The sequence below is a fragment of the Rahnella sp. CFA14(1/10) genome, assembly GCF_004195095.1.
In the GTDB taxonomy this organism is placed as follows: Bacteria; Pseudomonadota; Gammaproteobacteria; order Enterobacterales; family Enterobacteriaceae; genus Rahnella; species Rahnella perminowiae.
Genome location: NZ_SEWS01000015.1, coordinates 71831 through 98116 on the forward strand (window position 1 = coordinate 71831; position 26286 = coordinate 98116).

A 26286-nucleotide genomic window follows, 5' to 3' on the forward strand; every position below is an offset into this window, starting at 1 on the left:
TCGTGATGGAATGGTTAGCCGATCTCTCTGCGGCGATGCTGTTATTTTCATTGCTGATGTATCTGATGCTCGACGGTACGGATTTAGGTGCCGGGATGCTGCTGATTTTCTTTAACGACGAGAAACAAAAGCGGTCCATCGTAAAGTCAATGCTACCCATCTGGGATGCTAATGAGACATGGCTGGTGTTGCTGGCCGGCGGATTGTTCGCACTTTTTCCTGCCGCTTACGCCCGCCTTTTCAGTGCCCTGTATATCCCAGTATTTGTAATGTTGCTCAGTCTGATTTTACGCGCATTAGCGCTGGAATACCGGGATACGGTCTCAGGGAGGATTCGTCCCTGGCTTGATAAACTTCTGCCAGCGTCTTCTGCTCTTGCCGCATATTGTCAGGGGATCTGCGCAGGTTTAGTCGTCAGCGGTAATATTGCCGCTGGCGCGTATTCCTGGCTGGGCTTATATCCGATGCTCAGTGGTATAGGGTTGATCTGTGCGTATATGTTGCTGGGCTGCGGCTGGATACGCTGGCGCGTCGCTGAAAAGAAGGAAAAACGCACCCTCAGACTTACCCGTTATTTTTTACTGCTGAGTCTGGGTTTGTTTTTAATTATACAATGTATGAATCCTGCACCGTGGCAGCAGGTATGGCAACTGGCCTGGGGTAAGGGGTTGATCCTATTAATTGTCCTGTTATGGCTTTTTTCGCTTTTGGTATTACAGAAGCTTAGCCCGTTCAGACAACTGGCCGTTACTCTTATTTTACTGGCTGCCATCGTTATACAGACCGGGATAGGCATTTACCCTGAGCTTATTCCGGGGGAAATGAACTTACACAGGGTGGCGTCCGGCGGTATAACACAAGTGTTCCTTCTGACCGGTATTGCCTTTATTATTCCGATCACGCTTCTTTACCATAGCTGGGCCTTTTGGGTATTTCGCGGAAAAATAGAAAAGTAATAAAACAATAAGCTATCACCGTGCAGGCATGCTGCTTCAACTGCGTATGTGGTAATAATGCGCAGGTTTATAAAAGGGAGTGGTAATAACTTCTTTAGGTTAACCGGGCCTTTATAAATCAGTAAATTTTATATCGCAGCATACGTAAAACTCACCGATCGGAAAAATCCTATAAATACTTATCCCGGCGCGAAGTATTTATTCCCTCTGACTATACTTATAACTTATTCATAGAACCCATTGGAGGCCATATGCTTAAGAATAGCGATCCTGATAATAGCCAGTGTGATCATAAAAGAGATAAAGACAATCCGCAGCCAGACTACAAAAAAGACGATCCTCATAATGCGCCTGAATCAGGTGATAAAAATATCTGACCCGGCCCCTGAAATGAGCCCACTCCTGAGGGGGCTCATTTCACTCCTGTGCTTAAATATTTATTATTAATCAGTTATTTTTCATGATCACAGCACAGCCTGAGCATCTGCCAGTCGTTTTCCTCGTTGAATGTAAACTCTCCAGACTATGTATGATTCTCTCACAGCACCTGTATACGGCATGCAGCGAAAGGCGATCTTCGTATATTCAAATAAATCATTAATTATGTTTCATTGAGTAAAATAATCGCTTACCCACCTGCGACAAATACCCATTTTTCAGAGAAAGCAAACCCCGTTATAACTCCCACTAATATCATGGAATTACCGGGTTACTCATATCAATATCTTATTCAGTCAACCTCCCGATTGGGACTTTTCTTAATAAAATCCAGCATTTCACCACGCAGTATCTGTTATATTTTTACAAAACAACGAATTATGTCTGATATTAAAAGTAAAGGTATTACTCTTGCTGTTTCACGCGGAGATGATTATTTAATTTTTAGCGACACCCGGCTTGACGCATTATTAATACACGCTATTATTAGAAGTGAGCACATGCTCTTCAGGAAATATCATCTTTATAAGAAATCCCATTAAGGATGATGTTACAAGTAAATAACTTTTAAAATCCGATAGGAGGACATTATGGCCGAACATCGTGGTGGTTCAGGTAATTTTGCAGAAGATCCAGAAAGAGCATCTGAAGCCGGTAAAAAAGGCGGACAAAAAAGCGGGGGTAACTTCGCGAATGACCGTGAACGCGCAAGCGAAGCCGGTAAAAAAGGTGGACAGCATAGCCATGACAATGATTAGTTAGCTTAATCGTATGAATGTTATGTAGTTATGTATTAGCATTAAAGGCCCGTGGATAATTCTGCGGGCCTTACATTTGGCTTCCACGTTGGTTAAGCTAACGATGTCAGAACTGAATAACGCCTTTGATGAGCTGGCGGTTATTGATGATTTTTTCTTCGTAGATTTCGGCCAGCCCGCTAAATGGATAACGGTGCGTCAGCATCATGTCCGCCGTTAACACTCTGTCAGCCATCAGCCTGCCCACTTTTTCAAAATCCTCCCGGGTTGCGTTACGGCTGCCCATCATGGTGGTTTCTTTTTTATGGAACTCAGGATCTGAAATAGTCAGATCCCCTTTAAATAACCCGACAAAAACGATGCTACCGCCATGACGGATCAGATTGACTGCATTGTTCATGGCCTGCTGGTTGCCGGTGGCATCAATAAGCTTCTGCGCCAGAGAACCGCCAAATGCCCCACACAACTGAACGTCAAAGTTCTCTTCTGAGGGATCGATACTCAGTAATCCCAATTTTTCTTTTACATGCTGACGACGTTCCGGACTGGTATCAGCCACCACAACCCGGGCCCCGTCCGCTTTGGCAATGGCCGCCACCCCCAGGCCAATCGGACCTGCGCCCACGACCAGCACCTGATCGCCGGGGCTGATGGCGGCGCGGCGAACGGCATGAGCACTGATAGCAAAAGGTTCGGTCAGCGCTGCGGCTTCGGGGTCTATACCCTCCGCATCAAGCAAATTGCTGGCAGGTATGCTCAGATATTCACAGAACCCGCCATCCTGATGAACGCCAATCACTGATATCTTTTCACAACAGTTGGTATTCCCCGTGAGGCAAGCAGGGCATTGATAACAGGCGACATAGGGAATAACGGAAACCTGTTGTCCGGTATTAAATTGGTAAATATTTTTGCCCAGCCCGACTATCTCCCCGCATATTTCATGACCCAGTACTCGCGGATAGCTGAAAAAAGGCTGTTTCCCGCGCCATGCATGTATATCCGTTCCGCAAATACCCACGGTTTTAATTTTTAGCAGCGCATCATTATCACCGGGAACCGGAATTGCGCGTTGTTTCCAGATAAGTGATGTAGGTTCCTGGCATATCAGGGCATTCATTGTCGTCATGATTCATTTCTCCTGTTTTGTTAACCCAGGTATCAATGAAAAAAACAAAAATCGTGAAATAAGAAAATTGATTTGTGAAATCCGACTCATAAAACGGTTTTAAAACCGTTTTTAATAGCAAGAAACATAAGGATCACCCATGAGCCGGTCACAAAAGTTACGTCATAACGTCGTCAACCAGGTTATCTATGATATGGATCGGGGGCATATCCCTTCACCGCTCCCATCCCAAAGTTCACTCGCGGAGATGTACAACGTTAGCCGCACCACAGTCCGTCATATTCTTGCTCATCTCTGCGAGTGTGGCGTATTGCAGGCTGCAGGAAGTGATTACCTGATCTTGCGTAAGCCAGAGAATAACGACGGTTTTGCCTGCTCCGGTGAACCGCTGGAGGCACAAACAAAAATCTTCGAACAGGCATTTTTCTCGATGATAAATCAGCGTCAGCTTCGCGCCGGAGAATCGTTCTCAGAACTTCAGCTCGCGCGTGCTGCGGGTGTCAGCCCGGTTGTAGTACGTGAATACCTCCTGAAATTTGGCCGCTACAACCTGATTGAAAGCGAGAAACGGGGTCACTGGAGCATGAAACGGTTTGATCAACGCTATGCGGAGCAACTGTTTGAACTGAGGGAGATGCTGGAGACCCACGCCCTTCAGCGCTTTTTAAATCTGCCTGCTGATGACCCCCGCTGGTTTCAGGCAAAAGCGCTGCTTGAACGTCACCGGACCCTTCGTGACAGCATTGGCGACAGTTTTCGTAAGTTCTCTTCCCTGGACCGGGAGTTTCACGGGTTACTGCTTTCTGCAGCCGATAATATATTTTTCGATCAGTCACTTGAGATTATTTCTGTCATCTTCCATTTCCACTACCAGTGGGATGAAAGTGACCTGAAGCAGCGCAATATTATTGCCATTGATGAGCATATGACCATTCTGAGTGCCCTGATTTGCCGCAGCGATATGGACGCCATGCTGGCGATGCGTAACCACCTCCAGACAGCCAAACAATCGATGGTCCGCTCCATCAATCAGACTGCGTCCGTTTTCCATTAAGTACCGATTAAAAGCAGTAAACCATTATCAGGCGCACGCTTCAGTTAAAAGTTAAACGCAAAATAAAATGCCACTCCTATTTTCAATAACACGTCGGTTATACGACGGAAGATTCGTCAGGAGATGATAACAATCCTCCCCTGACGAATTAATGAGACCTTTCCATTAATCCATTAATGAAAAGTAATAATCAAATCTCAGGAGTCTGGCGTGGAAAAAAATAATATTACCCTCGACCGGCAGACAACGTTTGATCAGACCACATTCGCGGACATCCCAGTTCCGCCAAACGGTTTATTAGAGCGCTCTGCACGTATTAAACGGATCCAGACAACGGCAATGATCTTGCTATTTTTTGCCGCAGTGATTAATTATCTTGACCGCAGTTCCCTGTCTGTCGCGAACCTGACTATCCGTCATGAGCTGGGACTGAGTGCCACTGAAATTGGTGCACTGTTATCCGTGTTCTCCCTGGCTTATGGTTTCGCACAACTGCCCTGCGGCCCCCTGCTTGACCGCAAAGGTCCGCGTATTATGCTTGGACTGGGCATGTTTTTCTGGTCACTCTTCCAGGCAATGTCAGGCATGGTGCATACCTTCACACAGTTTATCCTGGTACGGATAGGCATGGGTATCGGCGAAGCGCCAATGAACCCCTGTGGCGTCAAGGTGATCAACGACTGGTTCAACATTAAAGCGCGCGGAAAGCCTATGGGGGTTTTCAACGCCGCATCCACCATTGGTGTAGCCATCAGCCCGCCGATTCTGGCAGCGATGATGCTCCTGATGGGCTGGCGCCTGATGTTTATTACTATCGGTATTTTGGGTGTGTTCCTGGCCATCGGCTGGTATATGCTTTACCGGAACCGCGAGAACGTGGAGCTGACCACTGTAGAGCAGGCCTATCTGAATGCCGGCAGTATTAACGCGCGTCGGGACCCGCTGAGCTTTGCAGAATGGCGCAGCCTGTTCCGTAACCGCACCATGTGGGGAATGATGCTGGGATTCAGTGGCATTAACTACACCGCGTGGCTGTATCTGGCCTGGCTCCCCGGCTACTTGCAAACTGCGTATAACCTTGACTTAAAAAGCACCGGGATGATGGCGGCTATCCCCTTCCTGTTTGGTGCGGCCGGTATGTTGATTAACGGTTTCGTCACAGACTGGCTGGTGAGACGGGGAATGGCCCCGATCAGGAGCCGCAAAATCTGCATCATTACGGGTATGCTTTGTTCAGCGGCCTTTACCTTTTTAGTGCCGCAGGCCACAACATCCATGAGCGCAGTGCTTCTCATCGGCATGGCGCTGTTCTGTATTCATTTTGCCGGTACCTCATGCTGGGGTTTGATTCACGTCGCAGTGGCATCACGCATGACGGCATCGGTAGGCAGCATTCAAAACTTTGCCAGCTTTCTCTGCGCGTCGTTTGCGCCGATTGTTACGGGTTTTATCGTGGATACCACCCACTCTTTCCGTCTGGCACTGATCATATGTGGTTGTGTTACGGCGCTGGGAGCGCTGGCTTATGTAATACTCGTACGGCAGCCTATTAGCGACCCGCGAAAAGATTAAAAGCTGAAGGTTGATTTGTATTATAGAGACTCAGTTAGGGTGCATCAGACGGGAGTGCCCGTCTGATGCAGGAATAGCGATAATGACGGGCGTTACTGCCGTTATTACACCGGCAGGCCCGGAACAGGAGTAGACCTGAAGGCGTTGACTGCCTTGTCCACTACAACCTGAGCATCACTACCGGAATCAAGAATGGTATTTTGAATGGACTCTTTTTCAATCTGTACCGTGGTCACGTCAAGCGCTTGCAACCCCTGAGTCGCCAGTAATGAGCTCACTTGTGTAGAGAAACAAGAGCCTGTAGCGTCCTGCACTTGCGATGCTTCGGTTGTAGCAACAACATGATTATCAGAAATATAATTCCCCTGACCTGATACCACTCGGATGATCACCGGTTTCGCTCCTGGCGGGGTAATGTACTGAGTATCTATCGTTTCCGAAATATGATTGGCAATGATCGAATTATGATCGCCGCTGATATACAGCAGGCCATACAAATCATCTAAACCATTGTTGTAAGGCTGCATCGGGCCCCAGGGTTCACGCTCACGGAAGAAATGATTTGCAGATACCAGGTTTTCTGAACAACTGCCCTCAAAGACCAGCATTCCCGGATAAAATGAATGGAACCGGTTACTGCTGACAGACGAGCGTACTACGCCCGAAAAATGAATACTGCTTTTGCCGCGCGGGAAAATGTTGTTTGCAGTGATCAGGAGGCCGCCGAAGTTCTGCGCATAAATTGAGTAACCTCGATAACCCGCGCCGATCAGATTATCGGTGACTTTTGAGGCCTGGCCTGACCCGCGTAATTCTATACAGTTACCACACTCAGCAATGAAATTATTATGTATCGCCAGAGCATCGGCATTATAGACAGTCACGCCATGCTCTAAATACACCAGGCCCATGCCGCTGATGCGGAATGAATCCTGCGCGCTGGCAATATAAATGCCCGTTTTACCGTTGAGATAGGTGTTTTCAGGATCATCATTTCCTGAACCGTCATCAACAAAGTGCAAACCATCGATGCAAAAATCAGCGAACTCGACCGAACTTATCCGCGGATCCCCGCTGCGCGCGACGTAAAAAGCGGCGCCGTCGGATTCTTTCGTGCCAACACCTGCGGGCAGTTCAACGAGGATACGGCTTCCACCTGGCCACACTTCGTGCCAGTTAACCCATTCACTCTCAGGCGTATTAAACCGGATACTTGAAGAGGTGAATCCATGCCCGGAACCCATGATTTTCAGATAGCTGATATCTATAACAACTTGCGTGAGGAGAGGATAATCACCGGGTGGAATATAGATAACCGCCCCTGGCTTTCCGCCTTGATTAACATTCGTATCCGTTTGCCTGCTTTTAATATCCGCGATAATACTGTTAATGACCTCGCCAATATCTTCATACGGATTACCTTGATTCCAGTCAGTGACATCATAATAGTTTTGACTCGACATGTGTAACATCCTTCTTTGACATTAATAAGTGATAAATTGGTAGCGCAACGTATCCGGCGCAGTCGTAAGGACTCTTACTGACATTAATGCACGGGGATATCCTTAAACTCCTGCGACTGATCTGAACCGTTTTCCAGTTCACGTTTTGCGAGATCAACTTTTATTTTTTCAACAAGGGTATTATTGAGTTTGAAGTAACGCACCATGAACGCGCTGATAAAATAACTTACCATCGGCAGCAACGAGAACATGATAACGATGCCCTGTACGGTTTGCGCATTTTGCTCAGGTTTATTGGCTACATAACCGGTGAATGACAATATCCAGGCGACGATGGCCCCGGCGACAGCCAGCCCCATTTTGAGCATAAAGAGATTACCGGCAAAGGATATACCGGTCAGGCGTTTACCGAATTTCCAGTCACCATAGTCATCAACATCGGACATCATGGCCCAGAGAATAGGACCGGACTGAATTAAATGCAGGATATTAATAATGATAAATAAGCTTAACAGCGGTGTCAGTGACTTCGGGTCGACGAACCACAATGCGAAGGATAGGACACCCAGGATGATATTAATAATCCGGAATAGCTTTATTTTATCAAATCGATCAGTGAGTGGCTTCGCTATCACACTGCCCAACATATTGCAGGCAACGCCGAGCGCCATAAATAAAGTAATAAATCCTACTGAGGCCTGCATGACATAGGTAGCATAATAGATAGTCACCGCACCACGAATAAATGCAGGAAAAACGTTCAGAAACGTAATCGAAATCATCAATAACCATTGATCATTCCTGGCGATATCTTTTAAATCCTTCATCAGGGAATCGTTGGGCTTAATAGAAACCACACGCTCTTTAATACTGGAAAAACAGAACAGAAACATCAAGGTCGCGGCTCCGCCCATAATCATCATCGTCAACTGAAAACCCGATGCACGGTTGCCGTTACCCAGCCAGTCGGTTAACGGTAAAATGGATGAGGAGACAATAAGTGTCGCCAGACCATTGAGAAAGAAACGCCATGACAGACAACCCAGTCGTTCCTTTTGGTTCAGCGTAATCACGCCTGCGACCGAGCAATAGGGGATATTAATGGCGGTATAAATCAACGACATGATCAGATAAGTCACCCACGCATAAATGATTTTTCCGTTCATGCTTAAATCAGGCGTGGTGAACATCAATATGGCACCCAGACCAAAGGGCACAGCCATCCACAATAACCAGGGGCGGAATTTACCCCATTTGCTGTGTGTCCGGTCGCAAATTGCCCCCATGATGGGATCGCTGAAGGCATCGAAAATACGTATTACCAGGAATAATGTCCCTACGATTCCTGGAGATAAACCATATACATCGGTATAAAACCATGTCAGATAAAGTGCCAGCACGCTCCAGATCATACAGGAACCTGCATCACCCATTCCGTAGCCGATCTTTTCTTTTAGACTCAACTTTGTGTAAGCACTTTGTTTTTCCATTACAGTGGCAGACATAATATTACCTCGATAATGCGCAGTCATAAATTTGAAGCACGGGTTTTTATGACCCATACCCGTACTGATAACAGAAAGGGAATAGGTTTTATCCTACCGGCAACGTTAAATAATGGAATATAGAAATTAAAAGGTCGTGATGTCCATATTGACGCTACTCTCACGTATAATTAACCGGGAGACAATTTCATACATTTCGATCCCTTCTTGTTTGCTTTGGTTTTTAACCATCTGGAATGCCAGATGTGCAATTTCATGTATCGGCTGTGCAACGCTGGTAATACCCTTTGTTTGCGCCAGTAAGGTGTTATCGAAACTGGCGATCGCGATATCCTGAGGAACAGAAATCCCTTGCTTCTTTAATCCGTCGATAATATAGCTGGCAGCGACATCGTTATATACCCAAAGGCATGAACATTCGTTTCGCCGGAGTGCTAATTTCTCGATAATCTTGTCAAGGATACTGATATGGCCCGATGTTCTCTCCCCTTCCCCTTTCGCTATCCAGAATTGGTTCTCTTTATTGAAAGTCAGCCCCTGACCGGTAATTTTTTTACTCCAGGCGGAGACTTTACGATTATCAACGCCCTCCTGGGCAACAAACCCAAAGGTGGTATGCCCGGTTTGTATAAAATGTCCCGCGATACTTTCCGCACCTTTACTCTGGTTGATAGAGACGGAATTAAAAAAACGTGAAACCTGCGTGACTACCGCGACCGGAATATGGGTAGCGGTTAACCATTCAGAAAGTTCGGCCTCTGCTTCTGTTGGCACCCAGAGCAGACTGTCAATTCCCATACCAATTAAGGTGTGGATAATCTGCTTATCCTGTTGCGGTTGATTCTGGTGTGTCTTAACAATCACCGATTTTCCAATGTACCTTGCCTCTTCTTCAAATGTCGCCAGCAACTCGCAAAAGTGAGGATTGACGAGATTTGGCACGACGACGGCAATCAGCCCGGAACATTTACCACTCAGCTGGAACGCGCTCTTACTGGGCACATAACACAGGTAATCCATGGCATCACGCACCGCTTTGCGTGTTTCAGGTATCACGCTGGGGTGATTATTCAGCACTCGCGATACGGTAGCCGTTGATACTCCCGCTTTTTTCGCTACGTCTTTAATGGATGCCATGATAATGAGATGCGTCGTTTAACAATTCTGTCACTATAAATTGTGATGCAGGTCAAAAATGTAAGCCAGTTCACATGTTGTTGCGTTACATGAAACCTTGTCTGCCCGCTCAGTTCGGCCTGAGTCGCTAAACGCATCCCGGATTGCTGCTACATCATTCGCAACTAATCCAATCTGTGGATGCCCGCCGCCAGCATTACAACGGCCGCAATAAAAGCAAAGGCAACGCCCAAAGTTAGAATCTTGATTATTTATCATCTCTTTGTTGCCAGGATATATAGGTGTCTCCCCAGCGCTTCATCGTGTCGAGTATCGGCTCAAGCGTAAAACCCAACTCAGTCAGTGAATATTCGACGCGTGGAGGAACTTCAGCAAATATTTCCCGGGAAATAATGCCATGAGCTTCAAGTTCCCTGAGTTGTAACGTCAATGAACGCTGTGTGACCCCGCCGATAAGCTTACGGAGCTCGCCAAACCGCTTGGTTCCCGTGAGCAGATAGTAAATGATCAGCGGTTTCCACTTGCCACCCGCTACTGCAATTGTTGCTTCGACGGTACACCGGTAATTCCGTTCTTGCTGAGTCGTCATTCTCAAACACTCCATTAGTATACTTTTTATCTCTATATATCAAAAGTGTGCCTACTTTCCAACAGAGCTTATAACCACTAGAGTATCTCCGCAGAGGTGGCTGATATGGCCATGAATTTTTTTACTCGTATAATGAATGGGTTATAAATTATGAAAGCTGCGTTTTATGAAACCCAGGGCCATGCTCATGATGTGCTGAAAATTGGCGAAGTATCCAAACCGGCACCAGGTCCTGATGAAGTGCTCGTGCGTATTACTGTCTCCGGAATCAATCCGACGGACATTAAGGCCAGAACAGGTTTCTCTGCGAAAATGCCCTATCCACGTATCATTCCCCATCAGGATGGTGCAGGTGTGATTGAGGCAGTGGGCGGGAACGTATCATCTGAACGACTCGGTGAACGTGTCTGGCTTTATGAGGCGCAATATGGCCGGGCGACAGGCACTGCGGCTGAGTTTGTTGCTGTTCCGGCACATCAGGCCGTCAGGCTTCCCGACAACGTTTCATTTGAAACAGGTGCGTCACTCGGCATCCCCGCACTCACAGCCCACCGTTGTCTGTTTTCCGATGGTGATCTGAAAGGCTGTCGGGTCCTTATTCATGGCGGGGCCGGCGCAGTAGGAACAGCAGCAATATCATTAGCAAAATGGGCGGGGGCATGGGTCGCTACCACGGTGAGCAATGCAAAACAGGCAGAAATAGCGAGGACTCATGGTGCAGATTTGGTGCTCAACCGTACAACTGACGATGTGGCACGTACTATTTTGGCAAATACTGAGAACCTCGGGGTTAATTATATTGTCGATGTGGCTTTGAAAGAGAATTTTGATACCAATCTGGCTTGTTTGTCTCAGGGAGGTGTCATCAGCGCTTATGCAACAAGTCGCGCAACAGAAGAAATTTCCGTCCCACTTCTTAAGGCCATGACGCACGGTTGTGTACTCCGCTTTGTGTATATATACAACGTGCCTCGTGAACTGAAACAAGCCAGCGCAGCAGATATTAATGCCTGCCTTGAAACGGGGAACTATTCACCCGTAATAGGCTTAAATCTGCCTCTTGAGCAAATAGCGGATGCTCACAACGCTGTAGAATCTTCTGAAGTCATCGGCAAGGTCCTCGTACACCTCTGACCGGCTCAATAATTAGTGCAACGCGAGGTTATTCAGTAACAGGTAAGCCTGAAGGATTACGGTGAGCGAAATCGCCCTGAAATCCCTCAATTAACTGCCGCAGTAAAGTTTTCTATGGCTGCTTTTTCCGAAAAAGGAAATCGTATCCGTCTGCACAGGACACCCACGCGACTGGTGGCGCATCGCATACCACATCTGTAAAAGATGTACCGTTACGACTGCATCAACGCACGGGTCTCGTCTGCCACACGCTGTAAGATTTGCTGCGCCTGTTCAAACGATCGGATATCGGTATAGCCAATCACCAGCCCGTAACGCTTCTGAGTCTGCGCATACCCGCTGGAGAGAGGCCGCACGTAGAGCTCGTGCTGCCTCCATAGCACGGCCAGCGCATTGTCCTGAATGCCACGCTGCAGCAAAGTAACAATGTGCATGCCGCCATCGGTCAGCTCAAATCCAGACAGCCCCGGAAAGCTCGTCTCAATAGACTCAAGCATTATGCGACGACGCTGCTGATAGAGAATGCGCATTTTTTTAAGATGGCGGTAGAAGTGCCCTTCGCTGAGAAACTGCGCAAGGATCTTTTGCGGCAACAGCGGCAGGCCAGTTTCAAGAATTTCCCCCAGCTCGCTGAAGCGCGTCACTGCCTCCTGCGGCATGACCAGATATTCGGATCAATTTTCCCTCTTTGATCTGCTCCCCCGTTGATTAACACACGGGATGTTTTGAAATACGCCCCCGGTAGTCAGAACGATTTCGTACTTCCGTTTCTCGTTCTTAGCAGACGACATGTCCCTCGGACCAAGCCGCTCCGTACCAAAGGCGGGCCTGTTCGAATCACGCAGAGCTATAGCACCCCGTCAGCCTTGAGCCTTCTTCCCTGATTTATGGTCATTGTAATAGCGCACGAATTACTCATTCATCACTCTTTAACTGACGAAAGGGTTACTATATGCTTTATCTTGTGCGCAAGATAATCAACAACAAGATAAGAGACTGGAGTATGAATATGCAGTCGCGACAGGAAACAGGAACACAACTTTCTTTTGCGCTCTACGGTGCGGCGAACCGCATGAACCGGTTACATAAGCCATTCCTGGACCCACTGGGGCTTACCTTTCCGCAGTATCTGGTCATGCTGGAGTTGTTTAACGGCACACCACGCACCGTGGGTGAGATCGGTAATAAGCTCGGCATGGATACCGGCACCATTACGCCCATTCTTAAACGGCTTGAATCCGCCGGTCGCATACTCCGCACGCGGGACCGCGCGGACGAAAGGCGGGTGCTCATTACCCTTACGGATAACGGACGCGCTTTGCAAAACGAGCTGTGGCGCGTGACCGAAAGAATCAAATCAGCCTGTCAGTTATCGGATGCAAAGCTCGAGGAGTTACGAGATACCCTGAATAATTTTGCCCATCCTGCTGATAACCGCTAACCCCCCACGCAGATAAAAGGTACTGGTATGAAAATAGGCATTATTGGCGCAGGAAATATTGGTGCGACGCTGGCACATAAGCTCTCTGAGCAAGGTCATACGGTCAAACTTGCGAATTCAAGAGGCCCGGAAACGATTTCAGAGCTGGCACGCAAGGCAGGCGCAGTGGCGGTTGAGCGCCAGGAGGCAGTACGCGATGTGGAGGTTATCATCCTCTCCATACCTTTTGACAAGCATGCTGAACTGGCTGAACTCCTGCACAACATTCCGGAAAGCGTAATTGTCATTGATACGTCTAATTACTACCCCTTCCGCGACGGAGACATTGAAAAAATCCGTGAAGGCAAACCTGAAAGCGTGTACGCCAGTGAAATAGTCAGGCGCCCTCTTGTCAAAGCCTGGAACGCTGTTCTGGCCGAGACGCTGAAAGATAAAGGGCTGGCGGCCGGTTCTCCGTCCCGTATCGCTATTCCGGTTGCCGGCGATAATCTGGCAGCAAAATCTGTTGCGCTGGAACTGGTGAGTCAGACCGGTTTCGATGCCGTTGACGCCGGTACGCTCAGCGAATCATGGCGGCAACAGCCCGGCACGCCAGCCTATTGCACTGAGCTGAAAGCAGGAGAGCTTGAAGCGGCCCTGCAGGCAGCGAATAAAACCCGCGCTCCATTGAACAGAGATGCGCTAATCGAGGAATTCACATCTGCAGGCGCTCAACTCACTCATGATGCTATCGTCAAACGTAACCGTGAAGTAACGGCCTGATTCAAAAGGTAACTTTATGACTAATAATGAAAAGTACCGCATTGCTGTCCTGGGAACAGGCCATATCGGTAAAACGCTTGCGCGCAGTCTCGCATCTGCCGGTCACTCCGTTAAGGTTGCAAATTCACGCGGCCCTGAAACGATAGCCCCCGACGTGCTTGCAACGGGTGCTGAAGCGGCCGATGCTGCCAGCGCCATGCAAAATGCGCAGGTTGTTATTCTGTCCATACCTATGGCGAAGCTTGTGGATATCGCCCCTCTGATAAGAAAGTTACCCCAGCATGTTATCGTTGCTGATACGTCAAACTATTATCCCCATCGCGACGGCAACATTGATACGTTCTCAGATGGTCAGGTCGAAAGCCTGTGGGTGGCGCATCTCCTGAACCGCCCTCTGGTAAAGGTGTGGAATGCAATAGGGTCAGATTCTCTCGCGACAAAAGGTACAGCAGAAGCAACGGCAGTACGTATTTCAATTCCTGTGGCGGGGAATATCGAAGAGCACAAAAAAGTGGTTATGAGTCTTGTCAATGAAACAGGGTTCGACGCCTTCGATGCGGGCACGCTTGAGGAGTCATGGCGTCAACAGCCGGGCGCGCCCTGCTACTGTACGGATCTCACATACAATGAAATGAAGTTGGCGCTCGCCGCAACGGAAAAATCACGGCTGCCCGCGCGTCGGGATATTGCTGTGCAGGCAATTCAGGAACGAATGGGCGATAAACGATCCAATCCGAATGCAGATTATATTGTTCGCTTACACCGGGCTCTTTTTATGTAATCCGCAAGCCGTATCACTGACTGCACTAAAATCTGCTCTGGAATATCACCATTTCTCATTAAGCCCTGTTCCATTTATCGATATATGAGCGAGAAAGCATACGTCCTTTTTTCGCTCACAGCGGACGATTATATTGTCCGCTCCGTGCCAGAGGTGAACCTGTAAGCACACCCGTTTTAGTTCCCTGCACTTTTTAAGATCCCGGCCAGGTTGATCCTGGCAGGTCATCCATCACTTCACCACGGCATCGTTGAACAGAAGACGGATGTGTGTAAGTTTCGTAAGGTAAGCGACGATTTTAAGAATAAAAAAGGAGTGGTTATGGGCAGATTTCACGGTAAACGTATTCTTATCACGGGGGGTACCAGTGGCATAGGGCTGGCGGGTGCGCTGCGCATTGTAAAAGAAGGTGGGCAAGTTGCCATCACGGGACTCAGTGAAGAACGTCTGGCACAAGCCCGCAAGTTATTACCGGACACTGCACTGATCCTGAAAAGTGATGCAGCCAGTGAGGCTGATATTAATGCGCTCGCAACGGCTGTCAGCAGTTGGGGACAACTTGACGGATTATGGCTGAATGCAGGTTACGCGGAAGTGGGTGCCCCTGAATCTGTGACAGCTGACGCCTTTAACCGCATGATGAATGCCAATGTTCGCGGGCCAATGCTCCAGCTTGCATCACTTTCCCAAAGGCTGAATCCCGGCGCATCTGTGTTGGTCACCGCGTCGTCTTCGGTCTATGAAGGCGCGGCAATGACGAGCCTGTATGCGGCAACCAAAGGTGCCGTTGTCGCCATGGTAAAAAGCTGGGCCGCCTCGCTTGCTACGCGCAACATTCGCGCCAACACACTGGTACCCGGGCCCATCGAGACTAATTTCAGGCACTTTATGCCCGATGAATCGCGGCAACAGTTTGAGGAGTTTGTGGTAAACCAGGTGCCTCTCGGACGAGCCGGTACAGCTGATGAAGCTGCCGCTGTCGCGCTTTTCCTGCTCTCCGATGATGCGTCTTACGTAACCGGAAGCCAGTATGCGGTAGACGGCGGACTGGTTCACTATTGATACTAAAATCCACTTCCCGCTCACAGGCGACTGAGTTTCTCCTTTCAGATGGCTTCGTGCCTGAAGCGGGCTTAACGAACAGAGCAGAGAATCCCCCGAGCATCATGGTGTGACTTTCATCTGCCAGCAGCTACCGCCCTGACCTTGCCGGGCCCTGCTTTCCGCAAACATCAGTAAAGTGTGGTTTTTAATCGCCCGGGCAAGGCCTCGTCGTAAGCCAAACCATCAATTTCTGACTGCGAAATCATACTCAGGATACTGCCTGTGCTGGGAAGAGTCTGGCGCTCAATTTGTGTGGCAGGATCCCAAAGTTTTGAACGAATAATTGCCCTGCTGCACTGAAAGAAAACGCTGTTCACTGAAATGCGCAACACCGTTTTAGGGGGTTGATTATTGATTGAGAATTGATCAAGCAAAGCCGGGTCTTTACGGATTTCAGCTGTCCCGGTTATACGCAATGTTTCGCCAACGCCGGGGATTAAAAAGAGAAGCGCAACCCGGTTGTCATTTAAAATATTGCGCAGACTATCGATACGGTTATTTCCCCGGCGATCGGGCAAAAGTATCGTTTTAGCGTCCTCGATGTGAATGAAGCCGGCTGGATCGCCTCGCGGTGATACGTCCAGACCCTCCGGTCCTGATGTCGCAAGCGCCACAAATGGCGAAGCCTCAATAAAAGGCCGGTAAGCCGGATGAATATGGTCAGTCACCTTTGTTAAAGAAGGTTTAGCTATCGCGCCGTAAAGTTGCTCAAGCTCATCACTGTCAGTAATCAGCATGTTTTCGTCAGCCATCTTATTCCCCTCCATTGATTTCAAAACAGTATGCACGCTGAGATGTTATCGCTGATGCTTTTTAGATGTCTATTTTCATAACCTGGATACGTAGTGACGTTCCAAAAACCTTGGGAGATATTGCAGATGAATGGCAGCGTACGCATTAACCGGCGCAGGCAATTCCGGTCATTATCGCTAAACACCCCCAATTAAACAAGTAATATCTTGTTTAATTGATAAAGGATCGGATAGGTTAGTTATCCACTCACTTCACTACAGGGCGAAAACATGCCTATTTTGCATACAGAGCATGGCGATATCGATTATCAGGATATCGGTACGGGGGACACAACGCTGTTCCTGATGCCGGGCTGGTGCCAGCCAAAAACCGTCTTCAATGACTTCTCTGAGCTGGCCGCCGTTTTCTTCCGTGTTGTCATTATTGACTGGCGTGGTCATGGAAAATCATCGACCGATGGTCAGGATTTTGACGGTGCGGCGTTATTAACAGACGCGTTGACCCTCATTGAACATCTCGGCCTGTCCCGCGTAGTACCTGTCTCTGTTGCCCATGCCAGTTGGATAGCTGTAGATTTGGTGGAAAGTTTAAAAGAACGTGTGCCTGCAGTGATATTCCTTGATTGGATCATGAATCAGCCTGCGGCGGCGTTTTTCACTTCAATCAAAGAAATGCAGCATGAAGATCGCTGGCAATATGCGCGGGATCATCTTTACGAATTTTGGCTGGCAGGAAGCGACTCCCCCATCATGAACCACCATCTGAAAACCGAAATGGCTGGCTCCAGCTACCAGCTTTGGCGGCTTGCAGGTCAGGTGATCGCCGGTGCCTATCATAAATACGGTTCACCGCTGCAACGCCTCGAAAAACTCAAAAACCCACCGAAGGCTACCCATATCTATTCCCTCGACAGAAACGACGAATACCTTGCTTTACAGCAGCGTTTCGCTACAACGCATGATTTCTTTAAGGTGAAACGTTTGGAGAATGCCAGAACTCATCTGGCCGTGCTTGAAAGGCCGGGGGATGTATTGGCGGGAATTATGGCATCGATATAAATCATTAATCGTTTTTCACAACACATTGATGCTTCGGCGACGACCGAAGCATCAGGCTTCTGTCGGCAATAAACTGACTGGAAATTAACGACGGAGCAGACTAATGATTGCAGTGCTTTTTGAGGCAGACGCCCTGCCAGAGGCTCAGGAAAGGTATCTTCAGCTTGCCTCTGAGCTGAAACCCTTATTATCAGACACGCCGGGATTTATCTCTATTGAGCGATTCCAGAGTCTGAGTACGCCCGGAAAAATCCTTTCTTTGTCATGGTGGGAAGATGAGGAATCTGTGGCGGGCTGGAAACAAAATGTTATACATCTGGCAGCGCAGAAAGAAGGTAAACAGTCAATTTTCTCATTCTACCGAATACGCGTTGCCCGTGTATTCCGTGATTACTCTTCTGATACGGGAGCACATCAGCATGTATGATATTCACGTCATTCTCAGTAATACCCCAGGTTCGCTTGGCTCACTTGGCCGCGTGCTGGGTACAAACGGTGTAGGACTTGAAGGAGGTGGTGTATTTTCGACGCCTGAAGCCGGACATGCACATTTTCTGGTTGAAGACGGTGAAAAAGCCCGCAAGGTTCTGACGGATGCCGGCTTTGATGTCATCCGCGTATGCCGCCCTCTGATAAGGAAATTATCTCAGGAACGGCCAGGAGAACTCGGAGAAATAGCTGACACAATGGCCCGAAATGGCATTAACATTCTGGTACAGTACAGCGATCACAGTAACCGGCTTATTCTGGTCACGGATGACGATATCCGGGCGGCTAAAGTCACTCAAAAATGGGCAATACACCCTGAATGACCCCTCTGAAAACCGTATATGACAGTGAGCCGGATAATTCGCTAGAGAAATCGATGTCACTGGTTGCGTCTGCCATCGCTGACACATCAAGGGTCAGCATTCTGTGTGCACTGATGGATGGCCGCGCGTGGACAGCAACGGAACTCAGCGTGGTAGCGGATATTGCTGCATCCACAACGAGCGGTCATCTTACCCGACTTCTCAGCGGCGGGCTGGTCATCTGTCTGACTCAGGGGCGCCACCGGTATTACAGCCTTGCGGGCCATCATATCGCCGGGTTACTGGAGAATCTCATGGGAGTGTCCATGCATCCCCTCATTTCCCCTCAATCCAGGACGCCGGTATCTCTGCGTTACGCACGAACCTGTTACGATCATCTGGCAGGAGAACTGGCTGTAAAAATTTACGATTTTATGCAGCAGGAAAAATGGATTGAGGCTGACGGCACTGCGCTGACGCCAGTCGGCAAAACACATTTTGAGAAACTTGGCGCGGTGCTTAATTCACGTCCGCGCCGTAAGTCTTGTTGTCCATGCCTCGACTGGAGCGAAAGACGCTTCCATTTAGGCGGTGATGCTGGCTCGGTACTCATGACACTTTTTCTGCAGAAAGGGTGGATAACCCGCACGCAGGGATATCGCGAGGTGCACCTGACCGGCAGTGGCAAGAGTGCAATGTATCGCCTGTTCGGTTTGAACTTAACCTGATCTCACATCCTATCTCTGCAGGCGCGCTCTGCATCAACCATCGCTTTCCATTGCTGAACGGATGATCTGGCCTGCATTCTGGTATACCACTCACGCAATGCATTGCAGTCTGCCGGTACGGGAAGTTTCACTAATGCGGCAAAAATCATCCCTCCGATCACTGCGATATCCGCCATTGAGAAAGCGTCACCGGCGACATAAGGCTGCGTTTGTAGAACGCGATCAAAATAATACATCCCTCTGATTGCCTTATCGCACATCCGGTTGCCCCACTCCGGATTTTGATACAATTCAACCTCCGGCCCCAGCCCCGGCGTTGCGTGATGGAAATACACGCTTACTGCATCAAGGAATTCAATTTCAGCACGCTTCGTCATCATATGAATAATGCCCTTCTCTTCCGGCGTTGTTCCTGTCAGCGCACATGACGGGTCCAGTGCATCCAGATACTGTGTGATGGCTGTACATACGGCGATCAGCGTGCCGTCATCAAGCTCCAGAACAGGCAGCGTGCCCGAATAATTAATGGCGAGAAATTCGTTTTTTTTATGCTCACCCTTCCATAAATTGATCGGGACAAATTCTGTCTTTGACAGCCATCCTTTTTCTGCAAGCGCAATGCGCACACGTGCAGGATACGGTCCGTCATACCAGTCATAGATTTTCATCGGAGGAAGTTCCTTAACGCCAGTTAATGTGAGTGGATAAGTCATAGCCAATATCTACCTGTCAATTGGTAGTTTAATATTGGACCTATATTTTGTGAGTGCCAACACCTGCCTGTCAGTTGGCAGGCTAAGGCGACAGGTGTATAGTGATGACATGGATTTTTGTTTAAGAAAGAGGCGATGATGAGTGTAAATGCACGGGAAGCAATATTGGCTGAGGCGAAACATGCGGCTCAGAAGCACGGATATAACGGGATAAACTTTCGCAGTATTGCATCGGCAGTGGGTATCAAAAATGCCAGTATCTATTACCACTTTGACAGCAAGGCAAGCCTTGGCGCTGCGGTTGCCCACCGATACTGGCAGGATACCGCTCAGCACCTTGAGACCATACGCAGCACAAGTGCCAGTGCCGGCGAAGCCTTAAAGCGTTATCCTGCTATTTTCCGTCAATCCCTTGAAGATGATAACAGGCTGTGTTTATCCAGTTTCATGGCCGCTGAATATGAAGACCTGCCTCAGGACGTTAAGGTTGAAGTACAGGCTTTTGTTGATGCCAACGTCGCGTGGCTGAGCCAGGTGCTTAGTGAGAAAGGTACAGGTAGTTCCGAGGATTACAAAAAACAGGCCCTCGCTATTTATACAGCCGTCGCGGGCGCGCAACTGATTGCACGGATCCATAAGAACACTGAACTGTTTGATGAACTGATGATGACTTATCAGCAGACAGGACTGATACCCATCATCTAGACGGGTCACAGCCACGCATCAGGAAATAGAACGCCCGCGTCTCTCCCGGTGTTTCAACCTGCAGTGAAAATAACATCGATCGCTGGCCATTCCGGTTAAGGCTAACGCAGCCTGGCGAACGTGGCGCGCACCTCGTCGACAAAGGCGAGTGGCTGCTCCAGCGCGAGACCAGGCACTGAGCAGAAAGGGATCTCTTCACCAGATTGCATTGTTATCAATACCGTATGCCTGAATGCTTCCTCAAAACCATCAACCGCCATTACAACTTCCCGGTCTGGTGGCCCGGCAATTTTATTTGCCTCAGCAACGCCGCCAAAAGGAATGATGTCGAGTTCAATATCCTCCAGTACTTGACGATGGGCATTCCCTTTTATCGTGTTTGCACCCGCTGCAGTTAATGCTTGCTTCAGGTCGTCAAACAGTTGCCACTCCTGAACAAAAACTGCGAAATCAATATCACGGGTACGGCGGCCGATGGCTCTCCCATACACATGGTGAAGCAGGATTTCGCGCGCCGTTGCACCCGCAATAAAGTAATGAATACCCTGAGCGCCGCAGATAGTTCGGAAAGCACAACAAACAAAAGTTTCATGACCCCAGCAGGGAATACCCCTCCTGCTGCAGTAACCTTTTTTTCTTCCTGCTTTCCCTGGATGATGATGCAAAGTCCCGGCACATCAATGCGCGCATTTCCGGCGCTGTCGATAAAGTTAATGCGGTTTTGCGAGCAGTAATCCCTCCGCGCCGGGGAAAGCCGATTCAAATAAGCAACACCGGCAAACTATTGACTGGCGTGAGAGTCCGTCTTTCAACGCCAGAAAGGGTCTCCATTCGGTGGACCGTTTTTACTTCCAGAGTAAAATGTGTTTTCTGCCCATATGAGGTAGTCAGTGTGGCGCTTCCATCAGTACCGCCCTCCCCTTCAGTAAGTTCATAATCTAATCTGATGCCTTAGGGCATATTTTCGGCAGCTTTTGTGACAAGTCGTTAAGGCTTCATTTGTTCACGCCTGATGTTTGTTCACGAATCATGAACAAAAAAGTTTTTATGCAACTCTGTATTGGTGTGGTTCAGACATGATGAGGATATAAACCCTGAGGCTGAGGCGGTCACAGCTGTGCTGATTTGTTACGACGTAGACACTGGCGACGCGGCGCCAGACCCTGCTTACTGAAAAAATGGAGCAGGATTTCGGGATCGGGTTACCAGGTTAAACAAAAAATTATTACCCATTTTTGTTCCAAAGCCTTACCCGCTGTTTCTGTGAATAAATCTGGGCACAGGTCAGCATTCATATTGGATGATTATGTGTTAAGTATGAATGGTTAAACATGAAATATGAAACATTAAGTGTGAAGTGTGAAATCACACCTGATATTGATTTATCGTTTCTTATAACTTATTAGATATGAACTCATATTTATTACGTTAGAGGTGGCAGGAATCGTCAAGAGTGAGTTGTGAGTTAATACTTAACACTTAACACTTAACACTTAAAAAGGAGTAAATATTACTTATTATTCTCACTCCCCTTTCTAAAGGGCCAGCAGTTCAGTCTGGAGCTGCCATATCAATGCACCTGAAATTTATGTTAATTCAACATTCATTTACAACGTCTAATAAGTAATAATTATGCATTCATAAGTATGAAATAATACCCTACACGGCCATTACATTGATCAGCTATCCTCTGTTCTTGAAAAGTGAACTCACCCCACGCAGTTCCTGAATTAAGTCATTTCACCGCGATGACTCCTAATCCGCCATGTCTCAACCTTGCGCCCAAAAAACTCATCATTTAAACTTTATGAGGTGTGAGGTATGAGGTGTAGTTTTCATACTTCATACATATTATTTAATAATCGGAATCATTTGAAGATTAAAGGGAGCCTGGCCTTTCAGAAATAGCATACTTAACATTTCATACTTATTATTTATTAGCGTAAAATCAGGTTACAACTTCAACAACAAACGCAGTTTCGAGGGACCAAACTTCATAGGGTAATGAGCGATTAAAAACAGATTTTTGCATAGTTACTAAGTAATACTTATTACATCATAAGTAGGGTAGTGAATGGCAGACCTTATGAAACAAATTTCAGAATTTTAAAATAAAAACAGAGAGTTACCACAACGATAAAGCTGTGTTGGTCGGTAACTTCAGGTGGGGGAGGGGAGTTGTAGAATGGTGGGAAATTTTAAAAGAGCTAATTTTACCTGCAAACCTGGCAGTGGCAGCATCATACATAACTGCCCATGCCATTAAGATATCAAACCTTTTTTAGGTAGGCTTCCAATGCGTCGCGAATGATTGCGCTGACGCTTTTTGGGGCTACACCGATACGCTTATTATGGAGAGCAAGATCTTCAATCTCGCGCAACGTATTCTGAGGTATTGAGATGGTTGTCCTGGTCAGGATTTCCTGAGCCGGTTCCACAACCTTTTCGTCACCGTAGGGGCGGTCAGCCAGTCTGTTAGCCAGCGCGTCAGCCTCAGCTTCCGTAACAACACGACGATTTGAAAAAGGGGGTTTTTTTAGAGCCATTAAAATACCTCATTCATCAATGCCAGCACTTCTGCCTTGGCTTTTTCATTAGTTGTTTCCAGTACAGATTTACCTTCGGACATCACATCGCGGTAAACCTTTCGGTAACATGCGGTGGCAGTCAAAGGAATGAGCCCTTCAAACTCGCGAACATATTCAAGAAACTCATGTCGTTCATTGCCCTGCAACAGCGGGTTCGTGGTTGCCATACTTTGATAGCAGTACGCCTTAAGCTCGGGATTGAGATCTCGCATACTTTCCAGCTGCTGCTGCAATTCAACCATAGTATCAAGATCTAACTGTGAGCATTGATGTGGGGCGATAATCTGATGTGCGACCGTGCCTCCGGTGATTAGCTCACGGCTATTGCGACCAGCAACATCAACGATGACATGAGCAAATTTTTCATCAAGGCTTCTTAGCGTTTGAGAAATGTTATCTCGTTTTTCAATCAGGGTAATGGATGGGCTAATTCCCGCAGCTTCACGTTCTGCATACCACCTTGAAGCTGAACGCTGAACGTCAGCATCGACGAGACATACATCTTCGCCACGAAGGGCCAGGCCTACAGCCAGATTAATAGCAGTAGTGGTTTTGGCTGCCCCACCTTTATTGCATCCAATAATCGTGATCATTTGTCACCTGTGATATCGAAAATAGCATTTCCTAAATAATAACGCATAAAAGCTAAATGTGAAGTAATATTAACTAATTAATATTTATGAAGTAATACTTTTTCACTTTAACAAATCTAGCGCTCATTAAAAGTGACAACGTAACTCAAAATAATCTCAGGTTAATTATTTAAAAACAAATACTTATAATATTTTCAATCCTCAGTCATAACAAGCGGGATTAGAATTCATGAATAAAAGCCCGCCACTTATGATGACAGTGGCGCCTGCGCATCCGGTCAGTTTTGGGAAGCCTTCTTATTCTGGTTGAAACGGGGGTTCATCAGCTTCGGCGATCCGGCCGGCAGATATCACGTACTGTGGCCAAGGAGTTTTGAGGGAGAACAGACTGGGTTGCGGCAGTAATTGCACTTGCCGCGGCGGTCGCCCTGTTCATGTTTAAATTCAAAGTGACACACGTCATTGCCGGCTGTGCCAGATATAGTCAGACCGGCAACTAAAGATCGCTAAAGTAGAATTCTGCGGTTTGCAACGCAGACAGCAGGATTGACCGGTTGCAATGCCATTCCTGCGCGCAGTTGAGGCTACGATTCTACTGTCATTGTTAACGTTTAAACCTGATTATTCCAAAGGAACCAGCTGCATCGGCTTGCCTCCCAGTTTCGGAGCAAGTTTTTGCTGCACTGCGACAACTGACGCAAGTGGGCGCCATGCCACAGTCATGTTGTCAATAAAGCCCATATCGTCTAAATGCATGTGGTCCATGCCGTCAATAATATGGTCACCAAACTTGATGGTGAACACTGCCACAAAGTCTGCTCCGTCACGCAAAAGGAGCTTCAGCTCAAAGTCATCGATGGTCTCAAGAAGCCGGGAAACTATCTGAAAAACAAGTTCTTTTCCTTCAAATGGAACAGGAACAATCGGGCTGCGAAGTATGACATTATCCGCCATATAGGCCTCGAGCCCTTCAACGTGACGATTGCCCATAGCGTTGAGATACGCATCGAGATGCTCAGTGGTGACCATGAAAAAATTCTCCCCATTAGTGAATTTCAGCCAGTGCCTGGTAAGAGACCAGGCACCTTTCAGGTTCATCCTAACGCCATTGATCGTGCGTCATTAAGCGGGGTAAAGTTCATTTCAGATATGACAAAAATGTCAGTAATGAAATTTTCGGGAGGAGATTGTGGATAGTTTCAGCGCACTGGGAGGGCTGGAGGTGTTTGTTCAAACAGCGAGGACACGGAGCTTTGCCGAAGCGGGGCGAAACCTTGGCATTTCTGCGTCCGCAGTCAGTAAAAGTATTTCCCGGCTTGAAGAGCGTGTTGGCGTGCGGCTTTTCCAGCGCAGCACACGTAGCGTCCGCCTTACCTCAGAAGGAGAGATGTTTCTCGAAAGGTGCGGACGCATTTTTGGTGAAATCCAGGCAGCGGAAGATGAACTCAGCGCAATGACACAACACCCACGCGGACGACTAAGGGTGGGTCTGGCACTTTCAGCAGGGTTGCCGCTGCCCGTCCTCTCAGCATTCATGGCGCGCTATCCCGAGATTGAACTCGATCTGGATTTCACCGATCGACTTGTTGATGTGGTCGATGAAGGATTTGATGTGGTAATTCGGGGGAACTCGCTTCGCGATTCACGTCTGGTATCCCGCCCGCTGGGACCCTATCGAGCCTGCCTTGTCGCCGCACCGTCATATTTGAAAGAAAAAGGTATCCCCACAAAACCGGACGATCTTTTGAATCATGCATGCCTGCACTATCGTTGGACGCCCACTGGCAAAATATACCAGTGGCCACTCGAACACACCGCCGGTACAGCAGCAATATCATCGCTGCCCTTGTCGATGGTATGCAATAGCCTGGACGCGTTGCTTTATATGACTCTTGCCGGGCGCGGGATCGCATGTGTGCCCGATTTCTCTGTCAGAACTCCGGTCGCTGAAGGACGCCTGAAAACCTTGCTGGATGCCTACGTAACGGATGCTAATACTATTCATATAATGTGGCCCAGCAACCGAAAAATTACGCCAAAGGTGCGCGCCTTCGTAGACTTTATGCACACCAATTTCTGCGATTATTTGGTCACTCCGATGAATGACCCAAAGCGGAAGAGTGAGCGTTCTCCCATCTGAAACCTGACTTTCCATCTGTACAATCTCCGCGTAAAGGCCGGAATTCTGTTTCTGAAGGGGTGTAGATTATCGGGGGTAGGGTCATTCCTCAGCCAGCTAAGCAGACCTCAGAAAAGTGGTCTTAAAAGTACCACGGTAAAAGTGACACTGTCTCAAACCTCTTCCAAGACACTTTAATCCGCTAAAAACTCAGACATTAATAATATCTACTATAGAGAGCATTAACCACTAGAGTGAGCAAAAGAACTTACACGAAATCTGAAAACACTGTAGTGAGAAGCAACCACTGCAGAGAGTAACATCCACTAAAGTGAGTAAAACCACTATGGAGAGCATTAACCACTGTAAAGAGTAAATAGAGGTGAAGTGGAAAATGTAAGCAAGTACTAACCTA

Annotated in this window: 29 protein-coding genes; 17 read left to right on the forward strand and 12 right to left on the reverse strand. The window is 47.9% G+C overall.

Annotated features, from left to right (window positions below; all coding sequences use genetic code 11):
- The first annotated feature begins 5 nt into the window (after positions 1–5).
- From EVX52_RS23535 to EVX52_RS23540, 3 genes are all read left to right on the forward strand, one after another.
- Complete coding sequence (locus EVX52_RS23535) at positions 6–956, forward strand: cytochrome d ubiquinol oxidase subunit II (protein WP_129992234.1); 951 nt, start codon at positions 6–8, stop codon at positions 954–956.
- Between the two features lie 251 nt (positions 957–1207).
- Positions 1208–1333: a hypothetical protein gene (locus EVX52_RS25715; RefSeq protein WP_255466777.1), complete on the forward strand. Its 126-nt coding sequence runs from the start codon at positions 1208–1210 to the stop codon at positions 1331–1333.
- Between the two features lie 651 nt (positions 1334–1984).
- Positions 1985–2152: a general stress protein gene (locus EVX52_RS23540; protein WP_129955354.1), complete on the forward strand. Its 168-nt coding sequence runs from the start codon at positions 1985–1987 to the stop codon at positions 2150–2152.
- 106 nt (positions 2153–2258) lie between these two features.
- Here the strand turns inward: EVX52_RS23540 and EVX52_RS23545 are convergent, their stop codons facing one another.
- Positions 2259–3281, reverse strand: a complete 1023-nt coding sequence (locus EVX52_RS23545) for a zinc-binding alcohol dehydrogenase family protein (RefSeq protein ID WP_129992235.1) — start codon at positions 3279–3281, stop codon at positions 2259–2261.
- Positions 3282–3420: 139 nt separating this feature from the next.
- On the opposite strand from EVX52_RS23545, the gene EVX52_RS23550 reads away from it, so the two are divergent.
- The gene (locus EVX52_RS23550) at positions 3421–4335 is read left to right on the forward strand and encodes a GntR family transcriptional regulator (RefSeq protein ID WP_129955472.1); all 915 of its coding nucleotides are present in this window, start codon (positions 3421–3423) and stop codon (positions 4333–4335) included.
- 210 nt (positions 4336–4545) lie between these two features.
- The gene (locus tag EVX52_RS23555; RefSeq protein WP_129955471.1) at positions 4546–5907 is read left to right on the forward strand and encodes an MFS transporter; all 1362 of its coding nucleotides are present in this window, start codon (positions 4546–4548) and stop codon (positions 5905–5907) included.
- A gap of 104 nt (positions 5908–6011) precedes the next feature.
- Here the strand turns inward: EVX52_RS23555 and EVX52_RS23560 are convergent, their stop codons facing one another.
- The 4 genes from EVX52_RS23560 to EVX52_RS23575 all read right to left on the reverse strand — a co-directional run bounded on the left by EVX52_RS23560 (position 6012) and on the right by EVX52_RS23575 (position 10601).
- Positions 6012–7370, reverse strand: a complete 1359-nt coding sequence (locus EVX52_RS23560) for a NosD domain-containing protein (protein ID WP_129992236.1) — start codon at positions 7368–7370, stop codon at positions 6012–6014.
- A gap of 83 nt (positions 7371–7453) precedes the next feature.
- A complete protein-coding gene (locus EVX52_RS23565; protein WP_129992237.1) occupies positions 7454–8875 on the reverse strand; it encodes a glycoside-pentoside-hexuronide (GPH):cation symporter in 1422 nt (473 codons plus the stop codon).
- A gap of 126 nt (positions 8876–9001) precedes the next feature.
- Positions 9002–10012: a LacI family DNA-binding transcriptional regulator gene (locus tag EVX52_RS23570; protein ID WP_129992238.1), complete on the reverse strand. Its 1011-nt coding sequence runs from the start codon at positions 10010–10012 to the stop codon at positions 9002–9004.
- Positions 10013–10259: 247 nt separating this feature from the next.
- On the reverse strand, positions 10260–10601 hold the full coding sequence (locus EVX52_RS23575; protein ID WP_129992239.1) for a helix-turn-helix domain-containing protein: 342 nt from the start codon (positions 10599–10601) through the stop codon (positions 10260–10262).
- A gap of 150 nt (positions 10602–10751) precedes the next feature.
- Between EVX52_RS23575 and EVX52_RS23580 the strand changes: the two genes are divergently transcribed.
- Positions 10752–11735 carry an NADPH:quinone reductase gene (locus EVX52_RS23580; protein ID WP_129992240.1) on the forward strand — a complete coding sequence of 328 codons (984 nt, stop codon included), beginning with the start codon at positions 10752–10754 and terminating at the stop codon, positions 11733–11735.
- A 212-nt stretch (positions 11736–11947) separates the two neighbouring features.
- Here the strand turns inward: EVX52_RS23580 and EVX52_RS23585 are convergent, their stop codons facing one another.
- A complete protein-coding gene (locus tag EVX52_RS23585; protein ID WP_240783493.1) occupies positions 11948–12394 on the reverse strand; it encodes a hypothetical protein in 447 nt (148 codons plus the stop codon).
- Positions 12395–12744: 350 nt separating this feature from the next.
- On the opposite strand from EVX52_RS23585, the gene EVX52_RS23590 reads away from it, so the two are divergent.
- The 4 genes from EVX52_RS23590 (at position 12745) to EVX52_RS23605 (ending at position 15781) form a co-directional block, all read left to right on the forward strand.
- The gene (locus EVX52_RS23590) at positions 12745–13176 is read left to right on the forward strand and encodes a MarR family winged helix-turn-helix transcriptional regulator (RefSeq protein ID WP_238483234.1); all 432 of its coding nucleotides are present in this window, start codon (positions 12745–12747) and stop codon (positions 13174–13176) included.
- 27 nt (positions 13177–13203) lie between these two features.
- Entirely contained in the window at positions 13204–13938 is a 735-nt protein-coding gene (locus EVX52_RS23595) for an NADPH-dependent F420 reductase (protein ID WP_129992241.1), read from the forward strand.
- 16 nt (positions 13939–13954) lie between these two features.
- Entirely contained in the window at positions 13955–14719 is a 765-nt protein-coding gene (locus EVX52_RS23600; RefSeq protein ID WP_129955464.1) for an NADPH-dependent F420 reductase, read from the forward strand.
- A 321-nt stretch (positions 14720–15040) separates the two neighbouring features.
- Entirely contained in the window at positions 15041–15781 is a 741-nt protein-coding gene (locus EVX52_RS23605) for an SDR family oxidoreductase (RefSeq protein WP_129955463.1), read from the forward strand.
- A gap of 170 nt (positions 15782–15951) precedes the next feature.
- On the opposite strand, the gene EVX52_RS23610 is transcribed toward EVX52_RS23605, so the two are convergent.
- On the reverse strand, positions 15952–16575 hold the full coding sequence (locus tag EVX52_RS23610; protein ID WP_129992242.1) for a pyridoxamine 5'-phosphate oxidase family protein: 624 nt from the start codon (positions 16573–16575) through the stop codon (positions 15952–15954).
- Positions 16576–16640: 65 nt separating this feature from the next.
- Between EVX52_RS23610 and EVX52_RS25795 the strand changes: the two genes are divergently transcribed.
- From EVX52_RS25795 to EVX52_RS23630, 5 genes are all read left to right on the forward strand, one after another.
- Positions 16641–16724, forward strand: a complete 84-nt coding sequence (locus tag EVX52_RS25795) for a DUF6434 domain-containing protein (protein WP_370278370.1) — start codon at positions 16641–16643, stop codon at positions 16722–16724.
- Positions 16725–16845: 121 nt separating this feature from the next.
- Entirely contained in the window at positions 16846–17634 is a 789-nt protein-coding gene (locus EVX52_RS23615) for an alpha/beta fold hydrolase (RefSeq protein ID WP_129992243.1), read from the forward strand.
- A gap of 103 nt (positions 17635–17737) precedes the next feature.
- Complete coding sequence (locus EVX52_RS23620; protein WP_129955460.1) at positions 17738–18061, forward strand: antibiotic biosynthesis monooxygenase; 324 nt, start codon at positions 17738–17740, stop codon at positions 18059–18061.
- Positions 18054–18446 (forward strand): amino acid-binding protein, encoded by a 393-nt coding sequence (locus EVX52_RS23625; RefSeq protein WP_129955459.1) that lies wholly within the window; start codon positions 18054–18056, stop codon positions 18444–18446. Before EVX52_RS23620 ends, EVX52_RS23625 begins: the two co-directional genes overlap by 8 nt.
- Positions 18443–19153: a helix-turn-helix transcriptional regulator gene (locus EVX52_RS23630; RefSeq protein ID WP_129992244.1), complete on the forward strand. Its 711-nt coding sequence runs from the start codon at positions 18443–18445 to the stop codon at positions 19151–19153. Before EVX52_RS23625 ends, EVX52_RS23630 begins: the two co-directional genes overlap by 4 nt.
- Before the next feature lie 2 nt (positions 19154–19155).
- Here the strand turns inward: EVX52_RS23630 and EVX52_RS23635 are convergent, their stop codons facing one another.
- Complete coding sequence (locus EVX52_RS23635; protein ID WP_129992245.1) at positions 19156–19821, reverse strand: glutathione S-transferase; 666 nt, start codon at positions 19819–19821, stop codon at positions 19156–19158.
- A 183-nt stretch (positions 19822–20004) separates the two neighbouring features.
- On the opposite strand from EVX52_RS23635, the gene EVX52_RS23640 reads away from it, so the two are divergent.
- Positions 20005–20571 carry a TetR/AcrR family transcriptional regulator gene (locus tag EVX52_RS23640; protein WP_129992251.1) on the forward strand — a complete coding sequence of 189 codons (567 nt, stop codon included), beginning with the start codon at positions 20005–20007 and terminating at the stop codon, positions 20569–20571.
- Between the two features lie 101 nt (positions 20572–20672).
- Here the strand turns inward: EVX52_RS23640 and EVX52_RS23645 are convergent, their stop codons facing one another.
- From EVX52_RS23645 to EVX52_RS23660, 4 genes are all read right to left on the reverse strand, one after another.
- Positions 20673–21236: a hypothetical protein gene (locus EVX52_RS23645; protein WP_165385199.1), complete on the reverse strand. Its 564-nt coding sequence runs from the start codon at positions 21234–21236 to the stop codon at positions 20673–20675.
- A 1605-nt stretch (positions 21237–22841) separates the two neighbouring features.
- Positions 22842–23117, reverse strand: coding sequence for a ribbon-helix-helix protein, CopG family (locus tag EVX52_RS23650; RefSeq protein ID WP_014333818.1), 276 nt, complete (start codon positions 23115–23117; stop codon positions 22842–22844).
- The gene (locus EVX52_RS23655) at positions 23117–23752 is read right to left on the reverse strand and encodes an AAA family ATPase (protein ID WP_129955455.1); all 636 of its coding nucleotides are present in this window, start codon (positions 23750–23752) and stop codon (positions 23117–23119) included. The genes EVX52_RS23650 and EVX52_RS23655 overlap by 1 nt, the downstream gene beginning before the upstream one ends.
- A gap of 621 nt (positions 23753–24373) precedes the next feature.
- Positions 24374–24850, reverse strand: a complete 477-nt coding sequence (locus tag EVX52_RS23660) for a nuclear transport factor 2 family protein (protein ID WP_240783494.1) — start codon at positions 24848–24850, stop codon at positions 24374–24376.
- 91 nt (positions 24851–24941) lie between these two features.
- Here EVX52_RS23660 and EVX52_RS23665 point away from each other — a divergent pair, with 91 nt between their 5' ends.
- Complete coding sequence (locus EVX52_RS23665) at positions 24942–25892, forward strand: LysR family transcriptional regulator (RefSeq protein WP_129992246.1); 951 nt, start codon at positions 24942–24944, stop codon at positions 25890–25892.
- Positions 25893–26286: the final 394 nt, after the last annotated feature.

Bases quoted from the DNA above. Each gene is read 5' to 3' on its own strand.
- EVX52_RS23535 (WP_129992234.1), top strand. From the start codon at position 6: ATGGAATGGTTAGCCGATCTCTCTGCGGCGATGCTGTTATTTTCATTG.
- EVX52_RS23620 (WP_129955460.1), top strand. From the start codon at position 17,738: ATGATTGCAGTGCTTTTTGAGGCAGACGCCCTGCCAGAGGCTCAGGAA.
- EVX52_RS23610 (WP_129992242.1), bottom strand. From the start codon at position 16,575: ATGGCTGACGAAAACATGCTGATTACTGACAGTGATGAGCTTGAGCAA.
- EVX52_RS23575 (WP_129992239.1), bottom strand. From the start codon at position 10,601: ATGACGACTCAGCAAGAACGGAATTACCGGTGTACCGTCGAAGCAACA.
- EVX52_RS23550 (WP_129955472.1), top strand. From the start codon at position 3,421: ATGAGCCGGTCACAAAAGTTACGTCATAACGTCGTCAACCAGGTTATC.
- EVX52_RS23565 (WP_129992237.1), bottom strand. From the start codon at position 8,875: ATGTCTGCCACTGTAATGGAAAAACAAAGTGCTTACACAAAGTTGAGT.
- EVX52_RS23660 (WP_240783494.1), bottom strand. From the start codon at position 24,850: ATGAACCTGAAAGGTGCCTGGTCTCTTACCAGGCACTGGCTGAAATTC.
- EVX52_RS23590 (WP_238483234.1), top strand. From the start codon at position 12,745: ATGCAGTCGCGACAGGAAACAGGAACACAACTTTCTTTTGCGCTCTAC.
- EVX52_RS23615 (WP_129992243.1), top strand. From the start codon at position 16,846: ATGCCTATTTTGCATACAGAGCATGGCGATATCGATTATCAGGATATC.
- EVX52_RS23625 (WP_129955459.1), top strand. From the start codon at position 18,054: ATGTATGATATTCACGTCATTCTCAGTAATACCCCAGGTTCGCTTGGC.
- EVX52_RS23580 (WP_129992240.1), top strand. From the start codon at position 10,752: ATGAAAGCTGCGTTTTATGAAACCCAGGGCCATGCTCATGATGTGCTG.
- EVX52_RS23630 (WP_129992244.1), top strand. From the start codon at position 18,443: ATGACCCCTCTGAAAACCGTATATGACAGTGAGCCGGATAATTCGCTA.
- EVX52_RS23560 (WP_129992236.1), bottom strand. From the start codon at position 7,370: ATGTCGAGTCAAAACTATTATGATGTCACTGACTGGAATCAAGGTAAT.
- EVX52_RS23650 (WP_014333818.1), bottom strand. From the start codon at position 23,117: ATGGCTCTAAAAAAACCCCCTTTTTCAAATCGTCGTGTTGTTACGGAA.
- EVX52_RS23640 (WP_129992251.1), top strand. From the start codon at position 20,005: ATGAGTGTAAATGCACGGGAAGCAATATTGGCTGAGGCGAAACATGCG.
- EVX52_RS23655 (WP_129955455.1), bottom strand. From the start codon at position 23,752: ATGATCACGATTATTGGATGCAATAAAGGTGGGGCAGCCAAAACCACT.
- EVX52_RS23605 (WP_129955463.1), top strand. From the start codon at position 15,041: ATGGGCAGATTTCACGGTAAACGTATTCTTATCACGGGGGGTACCAGT.
- EVX52_RS23600 (WP_129955464.1), top strand. From the start codon at position 13,955: ATGACTAATAATGAAAAGTACCGCATTGCTGTCCTGGGAACAGGCCAT.
- EVX52_RS25795 (WP_370278370.1), top strand. From the start codon at position 16,641: ATGTCTATTTTCATAACCTGGATACGTAGTGACGTTCCAAAAACCTTG.
- EVX52_RS23635 (WP_129992245.1), bottom strand. From the start codon at position 19,821: ATGAAAATCTATGACTGGTATGACGGACCGTATCCTGCACGTGTGCGC.
- EVX52_RS23545 (WP_129992235.1), bottom strand. From the start codon at position 3,281: ATGACGACAATGAATGCCCTGATATGCCAGGAACCTACATCACTTATC.
- EVX52_RS23595 (WP_129992241.1), top strand. From the start codon at position 13,204: ATGAAAATAGGCATTATTGGCGCAGGAAATATTGGTGCGACGCTGGCA.
- EVX52_RS23585 (WP_240783493.1), bottom strand. From the start codon at position 12,394: ATGCCGCAGGAGGCAGTGACGCGCTTCAGCGAGCTGGGGGAAATTCTT.
- EVX52_RS25715 (WP_255466777.1), top strand. From the start codon at position 1,208: ATGCTTAAGAATAGCGATCCTGATAATAGCCAGTGTGATCATAAAAGA.
- EVX52_RS23540 (WP_129955354.1), top strand. From the start codon at position 1,985: ATGGCCGAACATCGTGGTGGTTCAGGTAATTTTGCAGAAGATCCAGAA.
- EVX52_RS23570 (WP_129992238.1), bottom strand. From the start codon at position 10,012: ATGGCATCCATTAAAGACGTAGCGAAAAAAGCGGGAGTATCAACGGCT.